Source organism: Streptomyces hazeniae (assembly GCF_031845485.1).
Lineage (GTDB): Bacteria > Actinomycetota > Actinomycetes > Streptomycetales > Streptomycetaceae > Streptomyces > Streptomyces hazeniae.
In genome coordinates this window covers 557242-575413 of sequence record NZ_JAVREQ010000001.1, presented here as the reverse complement: position 1 = coordinate 575413, position 18172 = coordinate 557242, and the positions used below count along the sequence as shown (strand labels likewise).

Genomic DNA, 18172 nt, shown 5'->3' with positions numbered 1-18172 from the left:
AGGGCGGGCCGCGGCGGTCGTATCGACGAACCGTGCGACACCGGCCCCCTCCTGTGGGCAGGGTGGCCACCCGTCACGAGCAGCGTGCACGTCCCCGGGTGGCGCCGGCCGGCCTGACGCCGGCCGGCGCCCGGCGGCGGGTCAGCCGGCGTCGGCCGCCGTGGCGGCGAGGAGCCGGGCGAGGTCGGCCGGCTTGCTGAACATCGGCCAGTGACCGGAGTCGATGTCGACGTAGTCGACGTGCCGCGCCGCGGCGAGTTCCGCCACGTCACCGGCGTCGACCACCTGCCGGGCCTCGGCGGGGCTGAACTCGGGACACACCAGCGTGACCGGTACCTCGAACCGCCGCTGGTCGGACAGCCGCACCACGCCCTCGGCGACCCCCTCCGGTACCGGGATCGCGCCCTGCGCGACACGGCGCAGGGTCTCCTCGTCGAGGTCGGCGATGTCCGGCCCCTCGAACGGGCCCCAGCCGGGGAACGCCATGACGCCGTCCTTCCGGTCGAAGAACGCGGCGTACTGCTCGCCGTCGGCGGACGGGAAGCCGCCGACGAGGGCGACCCCGGCGACCTTCTCCGGCCGCCGGTCGGCGGCCAGCCAGGCCAGGGTGCACGCCGCCGAATGCCCCACCACCAGCGGCCGGTCCGCCTCGGCGTCCACGGCGGCGAGCACCGCCGCCAGCTGGTCCTCCAGCGTGGCACCCGAGGCGCCGTCGCCCTGGCCCGGGAGCGTCAGCGGCACGGGCCGGTGGCCGTGCGACTCCAGCGCGGGCACCACCTCGTCCCACGCGGAGCCGTCGAGCCACAGGCCGGCGATGAGCAGGATTCTCATGGGCGCATCTCTTTCTTGCGGAAGTTCTCACAGAAGTCGGAGCATGCGCGGCGGCGAGTGACGCCGACCGCGCGCCTCTCACGCTAGAACCGATTCCGGACGTTCTGCTTCCGGTACACGCCGGGGTCGTCCTACGCTGCTCGCGTGCCCACCGACCTCAGCCCCACCGCGCGGGCGCTGCGTGCCCTGGAGATCCTCCGCGACCGCCCCGGCACGACGGCCGGGGACCTCGCCGAACGGCTGGGGGTGACGGAGCGGGCGGCGCGCCGGTACGTCGGCATCCTGCGCGAGGCCGGCATCCCCGTCGCCTCGGTCCGGGGCCCCCACGGCGGCTACCGGCTGGGCCGCGGCACCCGGCTGCCGCCGGTCGTCTTCACCGAGGCGGAGGCCGTCGGGGTGGTCATGGCGGTGCTCGACGGCCGGCCCGTGACCGGCGACGCGGAGAACCTGCTCGGCGACGCCCTCGGGAAGATCCTCCGCGCACTGCCGGAGTCCGTGCGGCGGCAGGCGGCCGCGTTGCGGGACCACGCCGCGGTGGCGCCCGACCGGTACTCCACCCGCCCGGACCCGGCCGTCGTCAGCGCGCTGGTCGCCGCCGTCGCCGCGGCACGGCGGGTGCGGATCGCCTACCGCAGCGCGGCGGGCCGGGAGTGGGAGGCCGACGTGGACCCCTGGGCGGTCGTCGTCCGCCACGGCCGCTGGTACCTGCTGTGCCACTCCCACCGCGCCGACGCGGTCCGCACCTACCGGGCCGACCGGATCGGCGCGGTACGGCAGACCGGGCACGGCTTCGCACCGCCCCCCGGGCTGGACCCGGTCGCCGTCCTGGAGGAGCACCTGGGCACGGGCTGGGAGTACCCGACCCGCGTCCGCTTCGACGCCCCGGCGGCCGAGGTGGAGCCGTGGATACGTCCGCCCATGGGCCGCCTGGAGCCGTCGGGCGACGGATGCGTGCTCGTCGGCAGCACCGGCAACCCCGCCATGTACGCCCAGGAGTGGCTGGCGACCCTGCCGTTCGCCTTCCGCGTCGACGGCGGCCCCGAACTCCGCGCCGCCGTCGCCGAGGTCGCCACCCGCTTCACCGCCGCCCTGACGGAGGAGCCCTGAACGTGCGCGCCGTGCGGCGGCCGGCGCGCCGTACGCGAGGCCGCCATGAGAGCGCCGTGGCCCTGCGTCGGGGGCCGCAGGGCCACGGCGGATCGGGGGAGGGGCGGCACGCCCCTCGGGTCACTCCGGCTTCGGGTCCCAGCGGAAGCGGCGGATGGCGACGACCGCGCCCAGCGCGCCCCACAGGGCGAGGACGCCGAGGCTCTGCCAGGGGAAGGCCGCGTCGCCGGAGATGGAGCCGAGCAGGGCCTCGTTGAACGGCTTCACCGGCAGTGCGCCGGCCACGATGTTCAGCCAGTCGGAGTGGATCGGGATGTACGTCCCGGAGATGAACACCAGCGGGAAGAGCACGAACTGCACCACCGCCGGAGCCGCCTCCGCGTTGCGGATCAGCGAGGCGACGCCCACGCCGAGGGCGCAGAAGCTCGCGGCGCCCAGCACCAGCGTCACCGTGATCGCGGGGAGCTGGGAGGCGTTCGGCAGCGGCATGCCGTACAGGTTGCCGATGCCGATGACCAGCAGGATGTCGACGACGCTCACCATGATGCAGTGGGCCAGCAGACCCATGAAGTACATCCAGGTCGGCAGCGGCGTCGCCCGCACCCGCTTGAGGATGCCGTCCTGGCGGCGGGTGGAGAGCACGATCGCGAGCTGGCTGTAGCAGGCGCTGAGCACGGAGAGCGCGGCGATCGTCGCCACGTAGTACTCCAGCGGCGTCAGGCCGTCGTAGAACGGACTCGGCTTGCCGCCGCGGAAGAGCGCACCGAAGATGGCGATGATCACGATCGGGAAGACGAAGGTGAAGAACGCGCTCTGCGGGTTGCGCCAGAACGTCAGCTGCTCGTACTTGATCTGGTGCCACAGCAGGGTCTTGTCGCGGCGTGGCGCGGCCGGTGCTTCCGGCCGGGCCGGGGGAGCGGCGGTGCTCATCGGGCACTCCTTTCCAGGACGGGCTCCGGCGAGCCCGTCTTCCGCCCGGCGCTCTTCGTCGTCGCGCTGTCCGTCGTCGCGGGCCCGTCCGCGGGCTCGTCCCCGGAAGCGGGGCCGGACTCGCCGGTGAGGCTCAGGTAGACGTCCTCCAGGCTGGGGCGGTCGACGCTCAGCCGGTCCAGGACGGCGCCGCGGTCCAGGGCCCAGCCGGTCAGCCGGTGCAGCGCCTCGGTGGGCTCGTCGGCCTCGACGGTGACCAGGCCCTCGGCCAGGACGGCGTCCGCGACCGGCAGGTCCTCCGCCGTGCAGCCCTCCGGGAGGGCGAAGCGGATGCGGGCCTTGGCGCTGTCCCGCCCGCCGAGCGTGGCCGGGGTGCCCTCGGACACGATCCGGCCCGCGGCGATCACCGCCACCCGGTCGGCGAGCTGCTGCGCCTCCTCCATGTAGTGCGTGGTGAGGAGGATGGTGGTGCCGGTGTCCCGCAGCCGGCGCACCAGCTCCCACGCGCCGCGCCGCGCGTTGGGGTCGAAACCGGTGGTCGGCTCGTCCAGGAACAGCAGGTCCGGGTCGCCGATCACGCCGAGCGCCAGGTCCAGGCGCCGCTTCTGGCCGCCGGAGAGGTTGCGGACCTTCTGCTTCTCCTTGCCCGCCAGGTCGACCAGCTCGATGACCTCGCCCACGTCGCGCGGTGTGCGGTAGTAGCCGGCGGCCCGGGTGATCGTCTCGCGCACGGTGAGGTACGGCTCGACGGCGATGTCCTGCAGCACCAAACCGATGCGTTCGCGCAGCTCGCGGCCGTCGGCGCGGCTTCCCGGGTCCATGCCGAGCACCTCGACCGTGCCGGAGTCGCGCTTGCGGAAGCCCTCCAGGATCTCCAGGGTGGTGGACTTGCCCGCGCCGTTCGGGCCGAGCAGGGCGAAGATCTCGCCCTGCTCGACGTCGAAGCTGACGCCCCGCACGGCATGCACCGAGCCGTACGACTTGCGCAGGTCCTCGACTACGACCGAACGCACGTGATCTCCAGGGTCAGATCGAGATGGCGGCCGGCCATGCCCGGCGATCCGGTCACGCCGAACTGTGTCCGGTCCACGCGGGTGGTGGCGCGGGCGGTGAACCCGGCGGCCGTCGTCTTCGACTCCTCGACCCGCAGCGTCACCGGCTGCTCCACGCCGCAGGCGGTCAGGCGGCCGACGATCTGCGTGCCCTCCACCTGGTCGGAGACGAACGTCATGGTGGGGTGCGTGTCCGTGTCGAGGAACTTCGACGACTTCACGTCGCCGTCGCGGTGGTCGTTGCCGGTGTGGAAGCTGGTGGCGTCGACCTCCACCCGGACACGCGACTCGCCGACCGGCTCGGCGACGTCCACGGTGCCGCTGCGGACGGCGAACGTGCCCTTGACCGGCAGCAGCCCGAAGAGGTGTCTGCTGCGGAAGTGGATGGTCGAAGCGTCGGTGTCGATCGCGTACCTGCCCAGTGCGGGGGTCGCCGTCACGTCGTCCTGTGTCGCGTCCATGTCCCACATTCCATCGTGTGCCGGGGGTGCGGCGGCAGGGCGGAGGGGAGGGACCCGCTGCGACGAACGGTCCGCCAGGCGGAAGCCGCATGCGACTTTCGTAGGGTCCGCCCCGGCGAAAGTCCGCTGTAGGGTGCCCGGCCGCGCGAGTGGCGTACCGTGCTGCGCATGACCAGCAGGGACGAAGCGCCGTGGCACCTGCGCCACTGGGCCGTCGTGGACGCGGCGATCGCCGCGTTCTTCGTGCTGCTGGACACCGTGCTGACGCTGGCCGGCACCACCTGGTGGCCGGAACGGCCGGGCACCCTGGCCTGGACGATGCTCGGCCTCCAGGCACTGGCCTGCGCCTCGCTCGCCGCACGCCGCTGCGCGCCGATCGCCGTGGTGGTGGTGCTGGGCGCCTTCACTCTGGCCATCACGCTGCTCATCCACCCCTTCGGGGCGCTGACCCCGGCGCACGAGAACAACCTGTGGGCGCCCTTCGCCACCGTCCTCGCGGCGTACGGGCCGCTGTTCTACCAGCAGAACCGGCGGGCCGCGTTCGTCGCGCTCGCCGTGTTCACCCTGATCGTGATGCGGCCCTGGCAGCCGTCCTGGACGGTGCTGACCATCGGCCTGCTGCGCACCGCCGTCGGCCCGCTGCTCGCGCTGTACTTCGAGGCCCGCAGGAAGCTCGTGCTGGCCCTCACCGAGCGCGCCGAGCGGGCCGAACGCGAACGCCACCTGCTCGCCGAACGGGCCCGCGCCGAGGAGCGCGCCCGGCTGGCCGGAGAGATGCACGACGTGGTGACGCACCGCGTCAGCCTGATGGCGCTCCAGGCGGGAGCGCTGCGGATGACCGCGACGGACGAGGCGACCCGGCAGGCCGCCGAGGACCTGCGGCAGGCCGGCTGCCAGGCGCTGGACGAACTGCGCGACCTGGTCGGCATCCTGCGCACCGAGCCCGAGGGCGACGGGTCGCCGTCGGTGGCCGGGCTGCCCACGCTGGTCGCCGAGTCGGCGGGCGCGGGGGTCGACGCCGAACTGCTGGAGGAGGGCGACCCGGGGCTGGCCTCGCCCGTGGTCGGCCGCACCGCGTACCGCATCGTGCGGGAGGCGCTGACCAACGCGCACAAGCACGCACCCGGCGCGAAGGTCGAGGTGCGCGTCCACTACGAGGAGTCGCAGGTGCGTATCGCCGTGCACAACACGCCGCCCACCGCGCGTCCCAGCAGGGAACTGGTGCGGACCGGCTCCGGCCTGGGCATCGTCAACCTGCGGCAGCGCGTCGAGGTGCTGCGCGGCACGCTGCGCGCCGGAAGCGCTCCCGACGGCGGGTTCTGCGTGGAGGCCACGCTGCCCGCGTACGTACCGACTGCGGAATCGGCGGTGTGACGGGCATGGTCCGGGTGGTGGTGGTCGACGACGAGCCGATGGTGTGCGTGTTCCTGCGCACCATCCTCGGCTCCGCCGAGGACATCGAGGTGGTCGACGAGGCGCACGACGGCGCCGCCGGCGTAGAGGCGGTGCAGCGCAGCAGGCCGGACGTGGTGCTGATGGACCTGCGGATGCCCGGCGTGGACGGCCTGACCGCCATCGAACGCATCGGGAAGCTCCCCGACCCGCCCGCCGTCGTGGTGCTGACGACCTTCGACGCCGACCACTACGTGATGCGGGCGCTGCGCGCGGGCGCCGCCGGCTTCCTGGTGAAGTCCACGCCCCCGGAGGACCTGATCGGGCTGGTGCGGGTGGCCGCCGAGGGCCACACCGTGCTGTCCGCGGCCGCCGCCCGTCGCCTGGTGGCCGCCTCCACCGACGGGCTGTCCGCCCGCGACCGGGCCCGGAAACTCGTCGAGGCGCTCACCGAACGCGAGGTCGAGGTGCTGGCCTGCCTCGGGGAGGGCATGTCCAACGCGCAGATCGCCTCCCGGCTGTATCTGTCGGAGGCCACCATCAAGGGCTACGTCTCGCGGATGCTGGACAAACTGGAGTGCCGCAACCGCACCCAGGCCGGACTCATCGCCCACGAGGCGGGCGTCGCCCATCCCTGAGGGCCGGGGCCCGAACGACTCCGGCCCCGGCCGGGGCCGGAGGTCTCGCGGGCGTCACACCGTCAGACGGTCCAAGGGGCGGTGCGCCGCTCCTCCACCAGCCGCTCCAGGACCGGCACGACCGCGCCCGGCGACGGACGGGAGACCGCCTCCTCGCGCAGCCGGTCCGCGTTCCGCCGGAACCCGTCGTCCGCCAGCATCCGGGCGATCCCGTCACGCACCTTCTCCGGCGTGACCTGGCTGCGCTCCAGCAGGAGCCCGGCGCCCTGCCGCTCCAGGCCCTCGCCGCGGTAGATCTGGTCGGCGACCGTGGTGGTGACGGTCATCTGCGGCACGCCGTACACCAGTGCGTTGGCGTAGGAGCCGAAGCCGCCGTGGTGGATCAGCGCCGAGCAGCTGGGCAGCAGCGCGTGCAGCGGCACCGACTCCACCACCCGCACGTTGTCCGGCATGGTGCCGACCTCCCGCACCTGGGCGGGCAGCAGGGCCGCGACCACCTCGACGTCCAGTTCGGCCACCGCGGAGAGAATGTCGTTCTTCGACACGAAGTCGCCGCCGTACCGCTCGGTGTTGGACGCCCCCAGGCTCATGCACACCCGCGGGCGCTCCGGCGGGGTGCTCAGCCAGTCCGGCACCACCGCCGGACCGTTGTACGGCACGAAGCGCACCGGCGTGCGCCGCGCGTGCGTGTCGATGCCCAGGCTGTCCGGCAGGGGGTCCAGGGTCAGCTGCCCCGTGGTGAACTCCTCGGTGAAGACGCCGCCGAACTGCTCCGCCCGCTCGCCCAGCCACTCGGCCATCTGGTCGTGCCGCTCCTCCGGCGGCGCCTGCTCGTGCAGCTTCAGGAAGAGCTGCCGCTTCATCGTCCACACGTCGGCGAAGCACAGCGACCGGGCATGGGCGGCGCCGACGACGCCGGCGGCGATCGGGCCCGAGTAGGTCAGCGGGTCCCACACCACCAGGTCCGGCCGCCAGGACCGGGCGAAGTCCACCAGGCCCTCCATCATCGGCTCGTTGTACATCGCCGAGCCGTAGGCCGCGAGCGTGACCCGGGCCAGCTCGTCCTGGTAGTTCAGCTTCGCCGGGTCCAGCTCGTTGAAGCTGACCTTCTCCTCGACCTGGGTCTCCCGGTGGGCGGTCATCGCCTCGGTGATGCCGTCGTTGGTGCCCACGGCCACCGCCGTCATGCCGGTGCGCGCGATGACGTCGACGAACTCCACGCAGCTGGCGATGCGCACCTCGTGGCCCGCGGCGCGCATCGCCCAGGCCAGCGGCGTCATGCAGTACAGGTGCGACTTCTCCGGGATGGTCGCGAACAACACGCGCACAGTGCACTCCAGGGTGGGCGGACGGGCCGGTGCCCCACCAGGTTCGGGGCGCCGCCGGGGGGCCGCGGGCGCGTGACGTGCGACTCGGGGGAAACACCCAGAGTTCCCCTGCCGACCACCGGCACGGGTGTCCCCGCGCTGCGCCCGCAGGAATAGTGACGCCCGGCGGGGCCGCCCGGACGACGTCGGCCCGCCCTTCGGCCGACCGATCGAGAAGGGCCGCTCATGCGTGCAGTCAGTCCCGCGGACCGTGAGCCGCCGACCGCGGTGGTGCTCGGCGCCGCCGGGTTCGTCGGCCGCAACGTCTGCGAGGCGCTGTCCGCGCGCGGCTGGTCCGTCGCCGCCGTCGTACGCCGCACCGCTTCCGGCCTGCCGCCGGGCTGCCGCACCGTACGGCTGGACCTGCTGCGTTCCGACGCGTCCGCGCTCCTCGCTCTGCTCGAAGCCGAACGCCCCACGCTGGTCGTCAACACCGCGGGCGCGCTGTGGAACGTCACCGACGAACAGCTCACCGAGGGCAACGTGACCCTGGTCCGGCGCCTCGTCGACGCCGTCGCGAAACTCCCCGAGCCCGCCCGGCTGGTCCACATCGGCTCCGCCTACGAGTACGGCGGCCAGAGCACCGGAAGGCCGCTCACCGAGGACCTCCCGGAGCGTCCCACCAGCCGTTACGCCCGTACCAAACTGGCCGGCACCCGGGTCCTCACCGACGCCGTCGCCGACGGCCGGATCGACGCGACCGTGCTGCGCATCGCCATGTCCGCCGGACCGTACGCCCCGCCGGACAGCCTCCTCGGCTCGCTCGCCCGCCGCATCGCGGAACAGCCCCGCGAACTGCGGCTGCCGCCGCTCGCCGGTGTCCGCGAGATCGTCGACGTCCGGGACGTCGCCGACGCCGTGCGCCGCGCCGCCGACGCGCCGCGCGTCCCGCCGGTCGTCAACATCGGCTCCGGGACCGGCGTCCCGCTCACCGAGGCCGTGGACACCCTGATCCGCGTCACCGGCACGACCGCCGCCGTCCTGCGCAGCCCCGTCCCCGACGACGGCGGGCACGCCCGACGCGACGCGGGCATCGGCGAACAGCCGCTGGACGTGTCCCTCGCCCGCCGCGCACTCGGCTGGTCCCCGCACCACACCCTCGCCGACGCCCTCACGGCCCTGTGGGACACCGTCCCCGGGCGGCCCGACGCGTCGCCCGCACCCCTGATCACGACCTCGAACCTCGCAGTGGACGGAGAGAGCATTCATGGCTGACACGGACGTGCAGTCCATCCTCGAGCAGACGCGGAAGCTGCACCGCGACCGGGACGCGTCCGCGCAGGAGTTCCGCCCCGGAGTCACGCCGATCCTGCCCTCCGGCGCCGTCCTCGACGAGGACGACCGCGCCGCGCTCGTCGAGCAGGCCCTGGAGATGAAGATCGCCTCCGGCGCGAAGGCGCTGCTCTTCGAGCGCCGCTTCGCCAAGACTATCGGGGTCCGCAAGGCGCACCTGACCAACTCCGGGTCGTCCGCGAACCTCCTCGCCCTCGCCTCGCTCACCGTCCCCGAACTCGAGGACCGCCGGCTGCGTCCCGGCGACGAGGTCATCACCGTCGCGGCGAGCTTCCCCACCACGGTCAACCCGATCCTCCAGTGCGGCGCGGTGCCGGTCTTCGTGGACGTCGACCTGGCCACCTACAACACCACGCTGGAGCGCATCGAGCAGGCGATCACGCCGCGCACCCGGGCCGTGATGATCGCCCACACGATGGGCAACCCGTTCCCCGCCGCCGAGATCGCCGAACTGTGCGCGGAACGCGACCTGTTCCTCATCGAGGACAACTGCGACGCCGTGGCCTCCACCTACAAGGGGAAGACCACCGGAACCTTCGGCGACTACTCGACGGTCAGCTTCTACCCGGCGCACCACCTGACCATGGGCGAGGGCGGCTGCGTCCTCAGCAACACCCTGGAACTGGCCCGCATCACCGAGTCGATGCGCGACTGGGGCCGCGACTGCTGGTGCGAGCCGGGCGAGGACAACAAGTGCCTCAAGCGCTACTCGTATCAGATGGGCGACCTGCCCCACGGGTACGACCACAAGTACATCTTCTCGCACGTCGGGTACAACCTGAAGTCCACCGACATCCAGGCCGCGCTGGGCCTCACCCAGCTCGCCAAGCTCGACGACTTCGTGGCCGCCCGCAAGCGCAACTGGCGGCGCATGCGCGAGCGGCTGGAGGGCGTGCCCGGCCTGCTGCTGCCGGAGGCCACCCCGGGCAGCGACCCGAGCTGGTTCGGCTTCGTCATCACCCTCACCGACGAGGCGAAGTTCGCGCGCGGGGAGCTGATCCAGTTCCTCAACGACCGCCGCATCGGCACGCGCCTGCTGTTCGCCGGCAACCTCCTGCGGCACCCCGCCTACAAGAACGAGAACTACCGGGTCAGCGGCGAGCTGACCAACAGCGACATCATCACCGAGCGGACCTTCTGGATCGGCGTCTATCCCGGCATCACCACCGAGATGATCGACTACATGACGGACTCCCTCCGCGAGTTCGTCGCCAAGCACGACTGAGGGGCAGGCGCACGCATGGCAGCACGGGACTCGTCCGAACCGCACAGAGCCGGCGACCGGACCGGTACGCGTCCGATCGGAGTGGGCGTCCTCGGCGCCGCCGACATCGCCTGGCGGAACGCGCTCCCCGCCGTGCAACGCTGCGACGGGCTGCGGCTCGTCGCCGTCGCCAGCCGCAGCGCCGAGAAGGCGGGCCGCTTCGCCGACCGCTTCGACTGCGAGGCGGTCGACTCCTACCCGCGCCTGCTGGAGCGGGACGACGTCGAGGCCGTCTACGTCCCGCTGCCCAACGCGCTGCACGAGGAGTGGGCGGAGGCCGCGCTGCGGGCCGGCAAGCACGTGCTGGTGGAGAAGTCCCTCACGGTCGACGCGGAAGCGGCCCGGCGCCTCGCCGGCCTCGCCGAGGCGCGCGGCCTGGCGTTCATGGAGAACTTCACCTTCCTCTGCCACCCCCAGCACGACGAGGTCCGCAAGCTCGTCGCCGACGGGGCGATCGGCACGCCGCAGACGTTCACCGCCTCGCTCGGCATACCGCGCGGCGGCGGCGACCTGATCCGCTACCGCCCCGAACTCGCCGGCGGCACCCTGCGGGAGAACGGCTGCTACCCGCTGCGCGCGGCGCTGCTGCACCTCGGCGACGACCTGCGCGTCCTCGGCGCACACCTGCGGACCGACCCCGCCAGCGGCGTGGACGTCGCCGGCTCGGCGCTGCTCGCCGACGGCGCGGGGCTCACCGCGCAGTGCGACTTCGGGCTGGAGCACTCCTACCGCAACACGTACGCGCTCTGGGGCAGCGAGGGACGCGTCGAACTGGACTGGGCGTTCAACCCCAGGCCGGACACCCGTCCGGTGCTGCGCCTGCAGCGCGGCGACGTGCGGGAGGAACGGGTGCTGGCGGCGGCCGACCAGTTCCAGCGCACCTTCACCGCGTTCGCCGCGGCGTGCCGGGAGCCCGTCGCGCACCGTCACCACGCGCAGGACGCCGTCCGGCAGGCCACCGTGATGGAGGCCGTGCTGCGCGCGTCCACGCGCTGAGCGCCGCACCGGAACCGCCGGCACGGGCCGCCGCCGGTCACCAGGAGTCGATGACCGGCGCGCCCGCGTCGTGCCGTCGCCAGGCCGCGTCGAGGCGCGTGAGCCGGGCCGCGGCGGCGACGCCGTGCACGGACGCGACCTTGCCGTCCCTGACGTCGAACGCCACGGCGCCCACGACCCGCCCGTCGACCACGGCGACGACCGCCGGGGAACCGTTGACCGGCGCGATGTACAGCGCGGGGGAGCCGCCGGCCAGCCGCCGCTTCGCCGGAGTGGGCCGGAACCCGGCCCGCAGGTGGGAGGCGACGCGCTCGCGCGTGGTGTGGCGCAGCGGCCGCCGGGCGAGTCCGGCGCCGTCCGAGACCGCGGTGACGTCGGCGGTGAGCATCGCCACCAGCCGTTCGGTGCGCCCGGACGTGGCGGCGGCCAGGAACTCCTCGACGATCCGCCGCGCCGCGTGGGGGTCCACCTCGCCGCCGCGCCGCTCGGCGGCGAGGTGGCGCCGGGCCCGGTGGACGTGCTGCTGGCTGGCGGACTCGGAGACGTCGAGGATGCCGGCGATCTCGGCGTGCGGGTACGCGAAGGCCTCGCGCAGCACGTAGGCGGCCCGCTCGACGGGTGAGAGGCGTTCCATGAGGGTCAGCACGGCCAGGGACACCGACTCGCGCTGCGCGAAGGTGTCGGCCGGGCCGAGCATCGGGTCGCCCTCCAGGAGCGGCTCGGGCAGCCGGTCCCCGGCCGGCTGCTCGTGGCGCGCCCGCGCCGAGCGGAGCCGGTCGAGGCAGAGGTGGGTGACGACTTTGGTCAGCCACGCCTCCGGCACCTCGATGCGTTCCCGGTCCGCGGCCTGCCAGCGCAGGAACGCGTCCTGCACGGCGTCCTCGGCGTCGGCGGCCGAGCCGAGCAGGCGGTACGCCAGCGAGGCCAGCCGGGCCCGGCCGGCCTCGAAGCGTTCGAGGGCTGCGGTGTCCACGCGGAAAGCCTAGGCGGCGACCCTCGCACCGGCCCGTTGCGGCGCTGTGGCCAGCCGGCGCCTGCGCTTCGGCATGCCGAAGGTCGGGTGGGCGATGCCCCATCCGGCCCCCGTGAGCACGCCCGACTTGAGCCGCGCGGCGGTCCGGCCGCCCAGGTACCAGGACTTCGACCGGACGCTCCCGTCGACCATCTGGAACAGCGCGTCCCGCCGTCCGAGGCTGATGTGGTTGCCGTAGTACTTCAGTCCGGTGGCCGGGACCTCGCCACCCGTCAGGCGCGCGATGATCGCGGCGGTCGCCTGCATGTTCGTGAAGCCGGCGGAGGCGCAGGACATGGGCAGCGGCCGGCCGTTGTCGCCGATCGCGTAGGCGCAGTCGCCGGCGGCGTAGACGTCCGGGTGCGAGACCGAGCGCATGGTGCGGTCGACGACGATCTGACCGGTCCCGGCGACCTCCAGTCCGCTCGCGGCCGCGACCGGGTGCACGGCGAAGCCGGCCGACCACACCGTCACGTCGGCGGGCAGGGAACGCCCGTCGGCGGTGAGTGCACGGTCAGGCTCCACGGCTGCGACGGCGGTGTGCTCGTGCACGGTGACGCCGAGCCGGTCGAAGGCCCGGCGCAGGTGACGGCGGGCCCTCGGGGAGAGCCAGGCGCCCAGCTCGCCGCGGGCGGCGAGCGCGACGGACAGGTCGGGCCGTGACTCGGCGAACTCGGTCGCGGTCTCGATGCCGGTCAGACCCTCGCCGACGACCAGCACGCCGCCGCCCCGGCCCACGCCGGCCAGGCGCTCCCGCAGCCGCCGCGCCGAGGACAGGCCGGTCACGTCGAAGGCGTGCTCGGCCACGCCGGGGACGTCGTGGTGGGCCACGGAGCTGCCGAGCGCGTAGAGCAGCGTGTCGTAGGACAGGGCGCCGTCCGGGGCATCCGAGCCGTGCGAGCCGTCGGGACCGTCCTCCGCTGCGACGGCGACCGTGCGGCGCTCCGGGTCGACGCCGATGACGCGCGCCAGACGCAATCGCACCCCGGTCCCCGCGAAGACGTCCGCGAGCGCCCGGAAGGCGAGGTCCTGGCCGCTCGCGTACTGGTGGAGCCGCATCCGCTCGACGAACTCGGGCGCGGCGTTGACGACGGTGATCTCGGTGTCCGCCGGAGAGAGCCGGCGTGCCAGGTTCCCGGCGGCGAAGGCCCCGGCGTATCCGGCGCCGAGAACGACGATGCGGTGCTTCATGGCGTGGCTCCTGTCTCGTTCGCGTGCCCCTTGAACGGGGCGGCGGACCGATTGCTGACAGGAGCAGCATGTGACGCGCGTCACACTTGGGGGGTGGGGGCTGCTCAGGCCCCCCGGATCAGCGCGGCGGGGTCGAAGCGGGGCACCGCCCCGAACTCCGCGGCGCGTCCGAGTAGTTCGCGCACCGCCTCGAAGCCCTTCGGGCCCAGGTCCTCCGTGTAGGCGTTGACGTACAGCCCGATGTGCTGTTCCTGCACCTCGGGCTTCATCTCCTGCGCGTGCTGCTGCACGTATGCGCGCGACGCCTCCGGGTCCGCCCACGCGTGCCGTACCGACGCCCGCACCGCCTCCGTCACGGCCGCGATCCGCTCCGCACCCAGGGCGCGCCGGGCGACGATCGCCCCCAGCGGGATGGGCAGGCCGCTGCGCGCCTCCCATGCTTCGCCGAGATCCACCAGCCGGTGCAGCCCGAACTCGTGGAAGGTGAACCGCGCCTCGTGGATGACCAGTCCGGCGTCCACCTCGCCGTCCCGTACGGCCGGCATGATCGCGTGGAACGGCATCACCACCGTCCGCACCTCGTGGCCCGGCAGGGCCTGTTCCGCCCAGAGGCGGAACAGCAGGTAGGCGGTGGACCGCTCGGTGGGGATCGCCACGGTCTTCCCGGCCAGCGCCGCCGGGTCGCACGCGTCGCGCGTGAGCAGCAGCGGCCCGCACCCGTGACCGAGCGCGCCGCCGCACGGCAGCAGGGCGTACTCGTCGAGCACGTGGGGCAGTGCCGCGTAGGAGATCTTCAGTACGTCCAGCCCGCCCTCGGCGGCCAGCCTGTTGGTGACGTCGATGTCGGCGATGGTGACGTCGGGCCGTGGTGCGTCCGGTAGCAGCCCCGCCGTCCAGGCGTGGAAGACGAACGTGTCGTTCGGGCACGGCGAGTAGGCCAGTGAAACCGAGCCGTCTCCGCTCACGGCGGCATCTCCCTCTCCGTCGGCTGAGGTGTCGCAGCAGTCGAGCACGACTCGCACACCGCGTGAGAGGCACGGAAAAACGTGCACGAATGCACTGATGAATTCCTCAGACTCCACCGGGGAGACCGCGAAAAGGGGCCTGGCCGTCCGTGCCGCTGGCATCCTGGCGTACTGAGCGGTAGCCCGAGGACGGCGTGCACGCCGTGGCGGAGGGGGGATACCGCGGCACGCATCTGAGGGCGCGTGCCCGGGCGTGGGTCGGGGCGGGGGCGCCGGCGGCTCCGCCCGTGCTGAGGTCCAGGTCGGGGCCCTGTGCCGGGGCTGTGAGTCTGGTCGCGAGGATGCATGCGGCTCCCGCCGCGGGGTACGGGTGGACGCACATCCCGCCACACCCGTCCCGGGGGTCCCCCTAGGTCGCCCCCGTATAGGGGTGCCCCGGACAGGGGTCCCCTAGAAAACCCCTCCGCGTTCTGCGGGAAAAGTGGACAGCGGTCCGGGGAGAAGATGAACCCCGGCAGGTCGCACCGGGATTCCGGCACCCCTAGCCGCAGGTCACGGCGCTGCGGTCGCCCTCGACGTCCGTTGACCCTCCTGAGGGGTCTCCTTAGACTCCCCGGCGTTCATTGAGGAACCTGATCGGGGAAGGTGCGACTCACATGGCGTTGACCAAGGATGGCGCAGGCAGAGAACTTCAGTACGCCGGTGAGGTGATTGCCGTTCCGGAATCTGAATTCAGTGTGAACGGTTTCGCCCAGCAGAATGCCACGGCCGTGCGAAAGCCGTTCATTCCCCGGCAGGCCGGCCCGGTGGACGACGCCCCGCCCGCCGCCCGCCCGGCGGCGTCCGCCGTCACCGACGCCGAGCTCCGCAGCGACGAGTACGGCGACGCGGTGCTCTCCCTCTTCGAGCGCTCCGGCATCGGCCTCGCGGTCCTCGACCCGACGCTGCGGGTGCGTGCCGTGAACAGCGCGTTCCTCACCCAGTGCGGCCGCGGCCGGGACGACATCGCGGAGCGCAGCTTCGCCGACTTCCTGCACCCCAGCGTGCGCCAGCACCTGATGCGCCAGTTCGGCCGCCTGGTGCAGGGCCACCACGCCCGGCTCGTGGGCCGGTCGATCGCGATGTGGTTCAACGACACGGCCGTCGCCGGAAAGCTGACCGCCTTTCCGGTGGACGACGACAACGGCCGCGGCACCATGATCCTGGTGCAGTTCACCCCGGAGAAGACCGAGGAGCCGCCGGCCCCGCCGGTGGGGTCGCAGCGGAAGCTGACGCCGCTCACCGCGAAGGTCCTGGAAGGCGTCGCCGCCGGCGATCCGACCGTGCGCCTCGCCGCGAAACTCTTCCTGAGCCGGCAGGGAATCGAATACCACGTCAGCATTCTGCTGCGGCAGTTCAAGGTGCCCAACCGCACCGCCCTGGCAGCGAAGGCATATTCCATGGGCATGTTCAGCATCGGCTGCTGGCCGCCCAAGGTGCTCCCGGACTACATCCGCACCGACCGCAACGGCTCCGAGCGCACGCGCCAGCCGGCCGCCGAGCGCCGCCGCGCGACCTCCTGACCCGGACGACCGGGGTCAGTCGACCCAGCCGTGTTCCTCCGCGAACCGGACCAGCGCCCGGCGCACCTCCAGGACCTGCCTGGCGGTCAGGTCCGGGCCGGCGGAGAGCAGCATCTCCGTGGCGATCCGGGTGAACTCCTCGCGGCCGAACACCTCGCAGGTCTCCTCGCCGCCCTCCACGCTCCTGCCGCCGGCCGGTACGCCCCGGCCGGCGGCAGGAGCGGCGGGTGGGGCGGCACCGGCGGGCGGCGCGCCGACCACGTGGACGTCGAACGCCTTGAGCCCGCGCTCGCCGTCCACCACGGCGAACTCCACGCGGGTTCCGCAGGAGACCGAGGCCCCGGGCGGGCTCAGCTCGTTGACGTGGACGAAGACGTCCTCGCCGCCGCCGTCCGGCGTGATGAAGCCGTACCCCTTGGCGTCGTCGAAACGCACCACGATGCCCTGCGCCATGCCCCGCTCCCCGAAGACCGAAAACCCGTCACCACGTCACTGCCCCGCGCGAACGACGTGCACGGTCGCCGCGGGAGCCCGCAACGTAGCCGCAGGTCGGGCCACCGGGCAACCGGCCGACCTCCGCGCACGGCCGGGTTGCCGCAGCGCGCACGGCGCCTCTGGCAGTTCTCTTAGTGACCCGGTGCGGTGGGGACCGCCCGGCCCGGCACGCCCTACCGTCGGACTCCCCCGGGACGCGGGAGACCCGGTGGCCGGACGCGTACAGGCCATGTAGCTGATGGATGGATATGACCGACATCGAGACGCGGCGGGAACGTCCGGTCCGGCAACGCTCCGGCGGGCCCGGAACCGCGCGGCCCCTCGCCGACGTGCCACGAGCCCGCACACCGCACCACGACGCGCCACACGACGACGCGCCGTCCGCTGACGCTCCGCACGGCGGCCCGGCTCCCGGCGGCGCGGCGCACGCGGACGCCGCGGAGCTGCGTGCACTGCCGCCCCTGGTGTTCGCCGGGGAGTGCGACCTCCTGAGGGAGCGTCTGGCCCGGGTCGCCCGCGGCGAGGCCTTCGTCCTCCAGGGCGGCCTGCACGCGAAGACGTACGGGCGGGAGACCGCCGACGCCATCCGGGACACCCTGCGCACGATGATGCAGATGTCGGCACTGCTCACCTACGCCACGTCCGTGCCGGTGGTGAAGGTCAGCCGCATCGCGCACTTCACCGACCCGCGGCGGCTGGTGGCGCGCTACCAGACCGCCGCCGCCGCGCTGAACCTCGTCCGCGCCTTCGCCTCCGGCGGCTACGCCGGACTGCGCCAGGTGCACGCGTGGAACCGGGAGTTCGTCGCCGCCTCGCCCTCCCGGGCCGGATACGAGCCCCTCAGCGCGCAGCTGGGCCGCGCGCTGGACTTCATGGACGCCTGCGGTCCCGGCTCCGCGGGCCCGGCCGACGTCGAGTTCTTCGCCTCCCACGAGGCGCGGCAGCCCGTCTACGAGAAGGAGCTCACCCGCATCGACTCGCGGGCCGGCGAGCCGTACAGCACGGCGAGCCACTTCGTGTGGATCGGGGAGCGGACGGGTGAGCTGGACGGCGCGTTCGTCGACCACCTCGCCCGCATCCGCAACCCGATCGGCATCGCGCTCGGCCCCGGCTGCGGACCGGACGAGGCGTCGGCCCACCTGGACCGGTTCGACCCGGAAAGAGAACCGGGCCGCCTCACCTTCGTGGTCCGGATGGGCGCGGACGCGGTGCGCGACACCCTGCCGGCCGTCATCGAGAAGGTCACCGCGCAGGGGCACCGGGCCGCCTGGATCTGCGACGCCATGCACCCCGGCGTCCCCCTCGGCGCCGACGGCGGCCCGCCCGGACCCCGCACCTTCGACGACGTGCTGGACGAGGTGACCGCCTTCTTCGAGGTGCACCGCGCACTGGGCACCCACCCGGGCGGACTCCACGTCGAGCTGACCGGCCGGGAGATCGGCGGTCCGGAGGACCGCGGCCTGCAGCGCCACCCCGCGCCCGACCGGGTGATGAGCCTTCCGCCGACCCCCTGCCTCACCCGGGCCGGTGCGCTGGACCTCGCCTTCCTGGTGGCCCAGGCCTACCGCGACGGCTGCCGCTGACGCCCGACGCCTCATGCCGGCCGGAGTCGGGCA

17 protein-coding genes are annotated in these 18172 nt (G+C 73.4%); 8 read left to right on the top strand and 9 right to left on the bottom strand.

The window, feature by feature from the left end:
* Positions 1-141: 141 nt before the first annotated feature.
* Positions 142-831, bottom strand: coding sequence for an alpha/beta fold hydrolase (locus RM572_RS02695; RefSeq protein WP_311671615.1), 690 nt, complete (start codon positions 829-831; stop codon positions 142-144).
* A 144-nt stretch (positions 832-975) separates the two neighbouring features.
* Here RM572_RS02695 and RM572_RS02690 point away from each other — a divergent pair, with 144 nt between their 5' ends.
* On the top strand, positions 976-1938 hold the full coding sequence (locus tag RM572_RS02690; protein WP_311671614.1) for a helix-turn-helix transcriptional regulator: 963 nt from the start codon (positions 976-978) through the stop codon (positions 1936-1938).
* Between the two features lie 120 nt (positions 1939-2058).
* On the opposite strand, the gene RM572_RS02685 is transcribed toward RM572_RS02690, so the two are convergent.
* From RM572_RS02685 to RM572_RS02675, 3 genes are read right to left on the bottom strand one after another with little or no spacing between them, the layout of a single operon-like run.
* Positions 2059-2868, bottom strand: coding sequence for an ABC transporter permease (locus RM572_RS02685; RefSeq protein WP_311671613.1), 810 nt, complete (start codon positions 2866-2868; stop codon positions 2059-2061).
* Positions 2865-3881: an ABC transporter ATP-binding protein gene (locus RM572_RS02680; protein WP_311671612.1), complete on the bottom strand. Its 1017-nt coding sequence runs from the start codon at positions 3879-3881 to the stop codon at positions 2865-2867. Before RM572_RS02680 ends, RM572_RS02685 begins: the two co-directional genes overlap by 4 nt.
* Entirely contained in the window at positions 3866-4381 is a 516-nt protein-coding gene (locus tag RM572_RS02675; RefSeq protein ID WP_311671611.1) for a YceI family protein, read from the bottom strand. Before RM572_RS02675 ends, RM572_RS02680 begins: the two co-directional genes overlap by 16 nt.
* Before the next feature lie 168 nt (positions 4382-4549).
* On the opposite strand from RM572_RS02675, the gene RM572_RS02670 reads away from it, so the two are divergent.
* Both RM572_RS02670 and RM572_RS02665 read left to right on the top strand, forming a co-directional pair.
* Complete coding sequence (locus RM572_RS02670; RefSeq protein ID WP_311671610.1) at positions 4550-5755, top strand: sensor histidine kinase; 1206 nt, start codon at positions 4550-4552, stop codon at positions 5753-5755.
* A 5-nt stretch (positions 5756-5760) separates the two neighbouring features.
* A complete protein-coding gene (locus tag RM572_RS02665) occupies positions 5761-6411 on the top strand; it encodes a response regulator transcription factor (RefSeq protein WP_027763700.1) in 651 nt (216 codons plus the stop codon).
* Positions 6412-6473: 62 nt separating this feature from the next.
* Here the strand turns inward: RM572_RS02665 and RM572_RS02660 are convergent, their stop codons facing one another.
* Positions 6474-7733 (bottom strand): activator-dependent family glycosyltransferase, encoded by a 1260-nt coding sequence (locus tag RM572_RS02660; RefSeq protein WP_311671609.1) that lies wholly within the window; start codon positions 7731-7733, stop codon positions 6474-6476.
* Positions 7734-7964: 231 nt separating this feature from the next.
* Between RM572_RS02660 and RM572_RS02655 the strand changes: the two genes are divergently transcribed.
* From RM572_RS02655 to RM572_RS02645, 3 genes are read left to right on the top strand one after another with little or no spacing between them, the layout of a single operon-like run.
* Positions 7965-8993, top strand: coding sequence for an NAD-dependent epimerase/dehydratase family protein (locus RM572_RS02655; protein WP_311671608.1), 1029 nt, complete (start codon positions 7965-7967; stop codon positions 8991-8993).
* A complete protein-coding gene (gene rfbH, locus RM572_RS02650; RefSeq protein WP_027763698.1) occupies positions 8986-10296 on the top strand; it encodes a lipopolysaccharide biosynthesis protein RfbH in 1311 nt (436 codons plus the stop codon). Before RM572_RS02655 ends, rfbH begins: the two co-directional genes overlap by 8 nt.
* 15 nt (positions 10297-10311) lie before the next feature.
* Positions 10312-11331, top strand: a complete 1020-nt coding sequence (locus RM572_RS02645; RefSeq protein ID WP_311671607.1) for a Gfo/Idh/MocA family protein — start codon at positions 10312-10314, stop codon at positions 11329-11331.
* 37 nt (positions 11332-11368) lie between these two features.
* Here the strand turns inward: RM572_RS02645 and RM572_RS02640 are convergent, their stop codons facing one another.
* The 3 genes from RM572_RS02640 to RM572_RS02630 all read right to left on the bottom strand — a co-directional run bounded on the left by RM572_RS02640 (position 11369) and on the right by RM572_RS02630 (position 14499).
* The gene (locus tag RM572_RS02640; protein WP_311671606.1) at positions 11369-12304 is read right to left on the bottom strand and encodes a sigma-70 family RNA polymerase sigma factor; all 936 of its coding nucleotides are present in this window, start codon (positions 12302-12304) and stop codon (positions 11369-11371) included.
* 9 nt (positions 12305-12313) lie between these two features.
* Entirely contained in the window at positions 12314-13534 is a 1221-nt protein-coding gene (locus RM572_RS02635) for an NAD(P)/FAD-dependent oxidoreductase (RefSeq protein WP_311671605.1), read from the bottom strand.
* Positions 13535-13638: 104 nt separating this feature from the next.
* Positions 13639-14499 carry a 1,4-dihydroxy-6-naphthoate synthase gene (locus RM572_RS02630; RefSeq protein ID WP_311671604.1) on the bottom strand — a complete coding sequence of 287 codons (861 nt, stop codon included), beginning with the start codon at positions 14497-14499 and terminating at the stop codon, positions 13639-13641.
* A 770-nt stretch (positions 14500-15269) separates the two neighbouring features.
* Between RM572_RS02630 and RM572_RS02625 the strand changes: the two genes are divergently transcribed.
* The gene (locus tag RM572_RS02625; protein WP_311671603.1) at positions 15270-16061 is read left to right on the top strand and encodes a helix-turn-helix transcriptional regulator; all 792 of its coding nucleotides are present in this window, start codon (positions 15270-15272) and stop codon (positions 16059-16061) included.
* 15 nt (positions 16062-16076) lie between these two features.
* On the opposite strand, the gene RM572_RS02620 is transcribed toward RM572_RS02625, so the two are convergent.
* A complete protein-coding gene (locus RM572_RS02620) occupies positions 16077-16514 on the bottom strand; it encodes a cold-shock protein (RefSeq protein WP_027763693.1) in 438 nt (145 codons plus the stop codon).
* Between the two features lie 290 nt (positions 16515-16804).
* On the opposite strand from RM572_RS02620, the gene RM572_RS02615 reads away from it, so the two are divergent.
* The gene (locus tag RM572_RS02615; RefSeq protein WP_311671602.1) at positions 16805-18139 is read left to right on the top strand and encodes a 3-deoxy-7-phosphoheptulonate synthase; all 1335 of its coding nucleotides are present in this window, start codon (positions 16805-16807) and stop codon (positions 18137-18139) included.
* Positions 18140-18172: the final 33 nt, after the last annotated feature.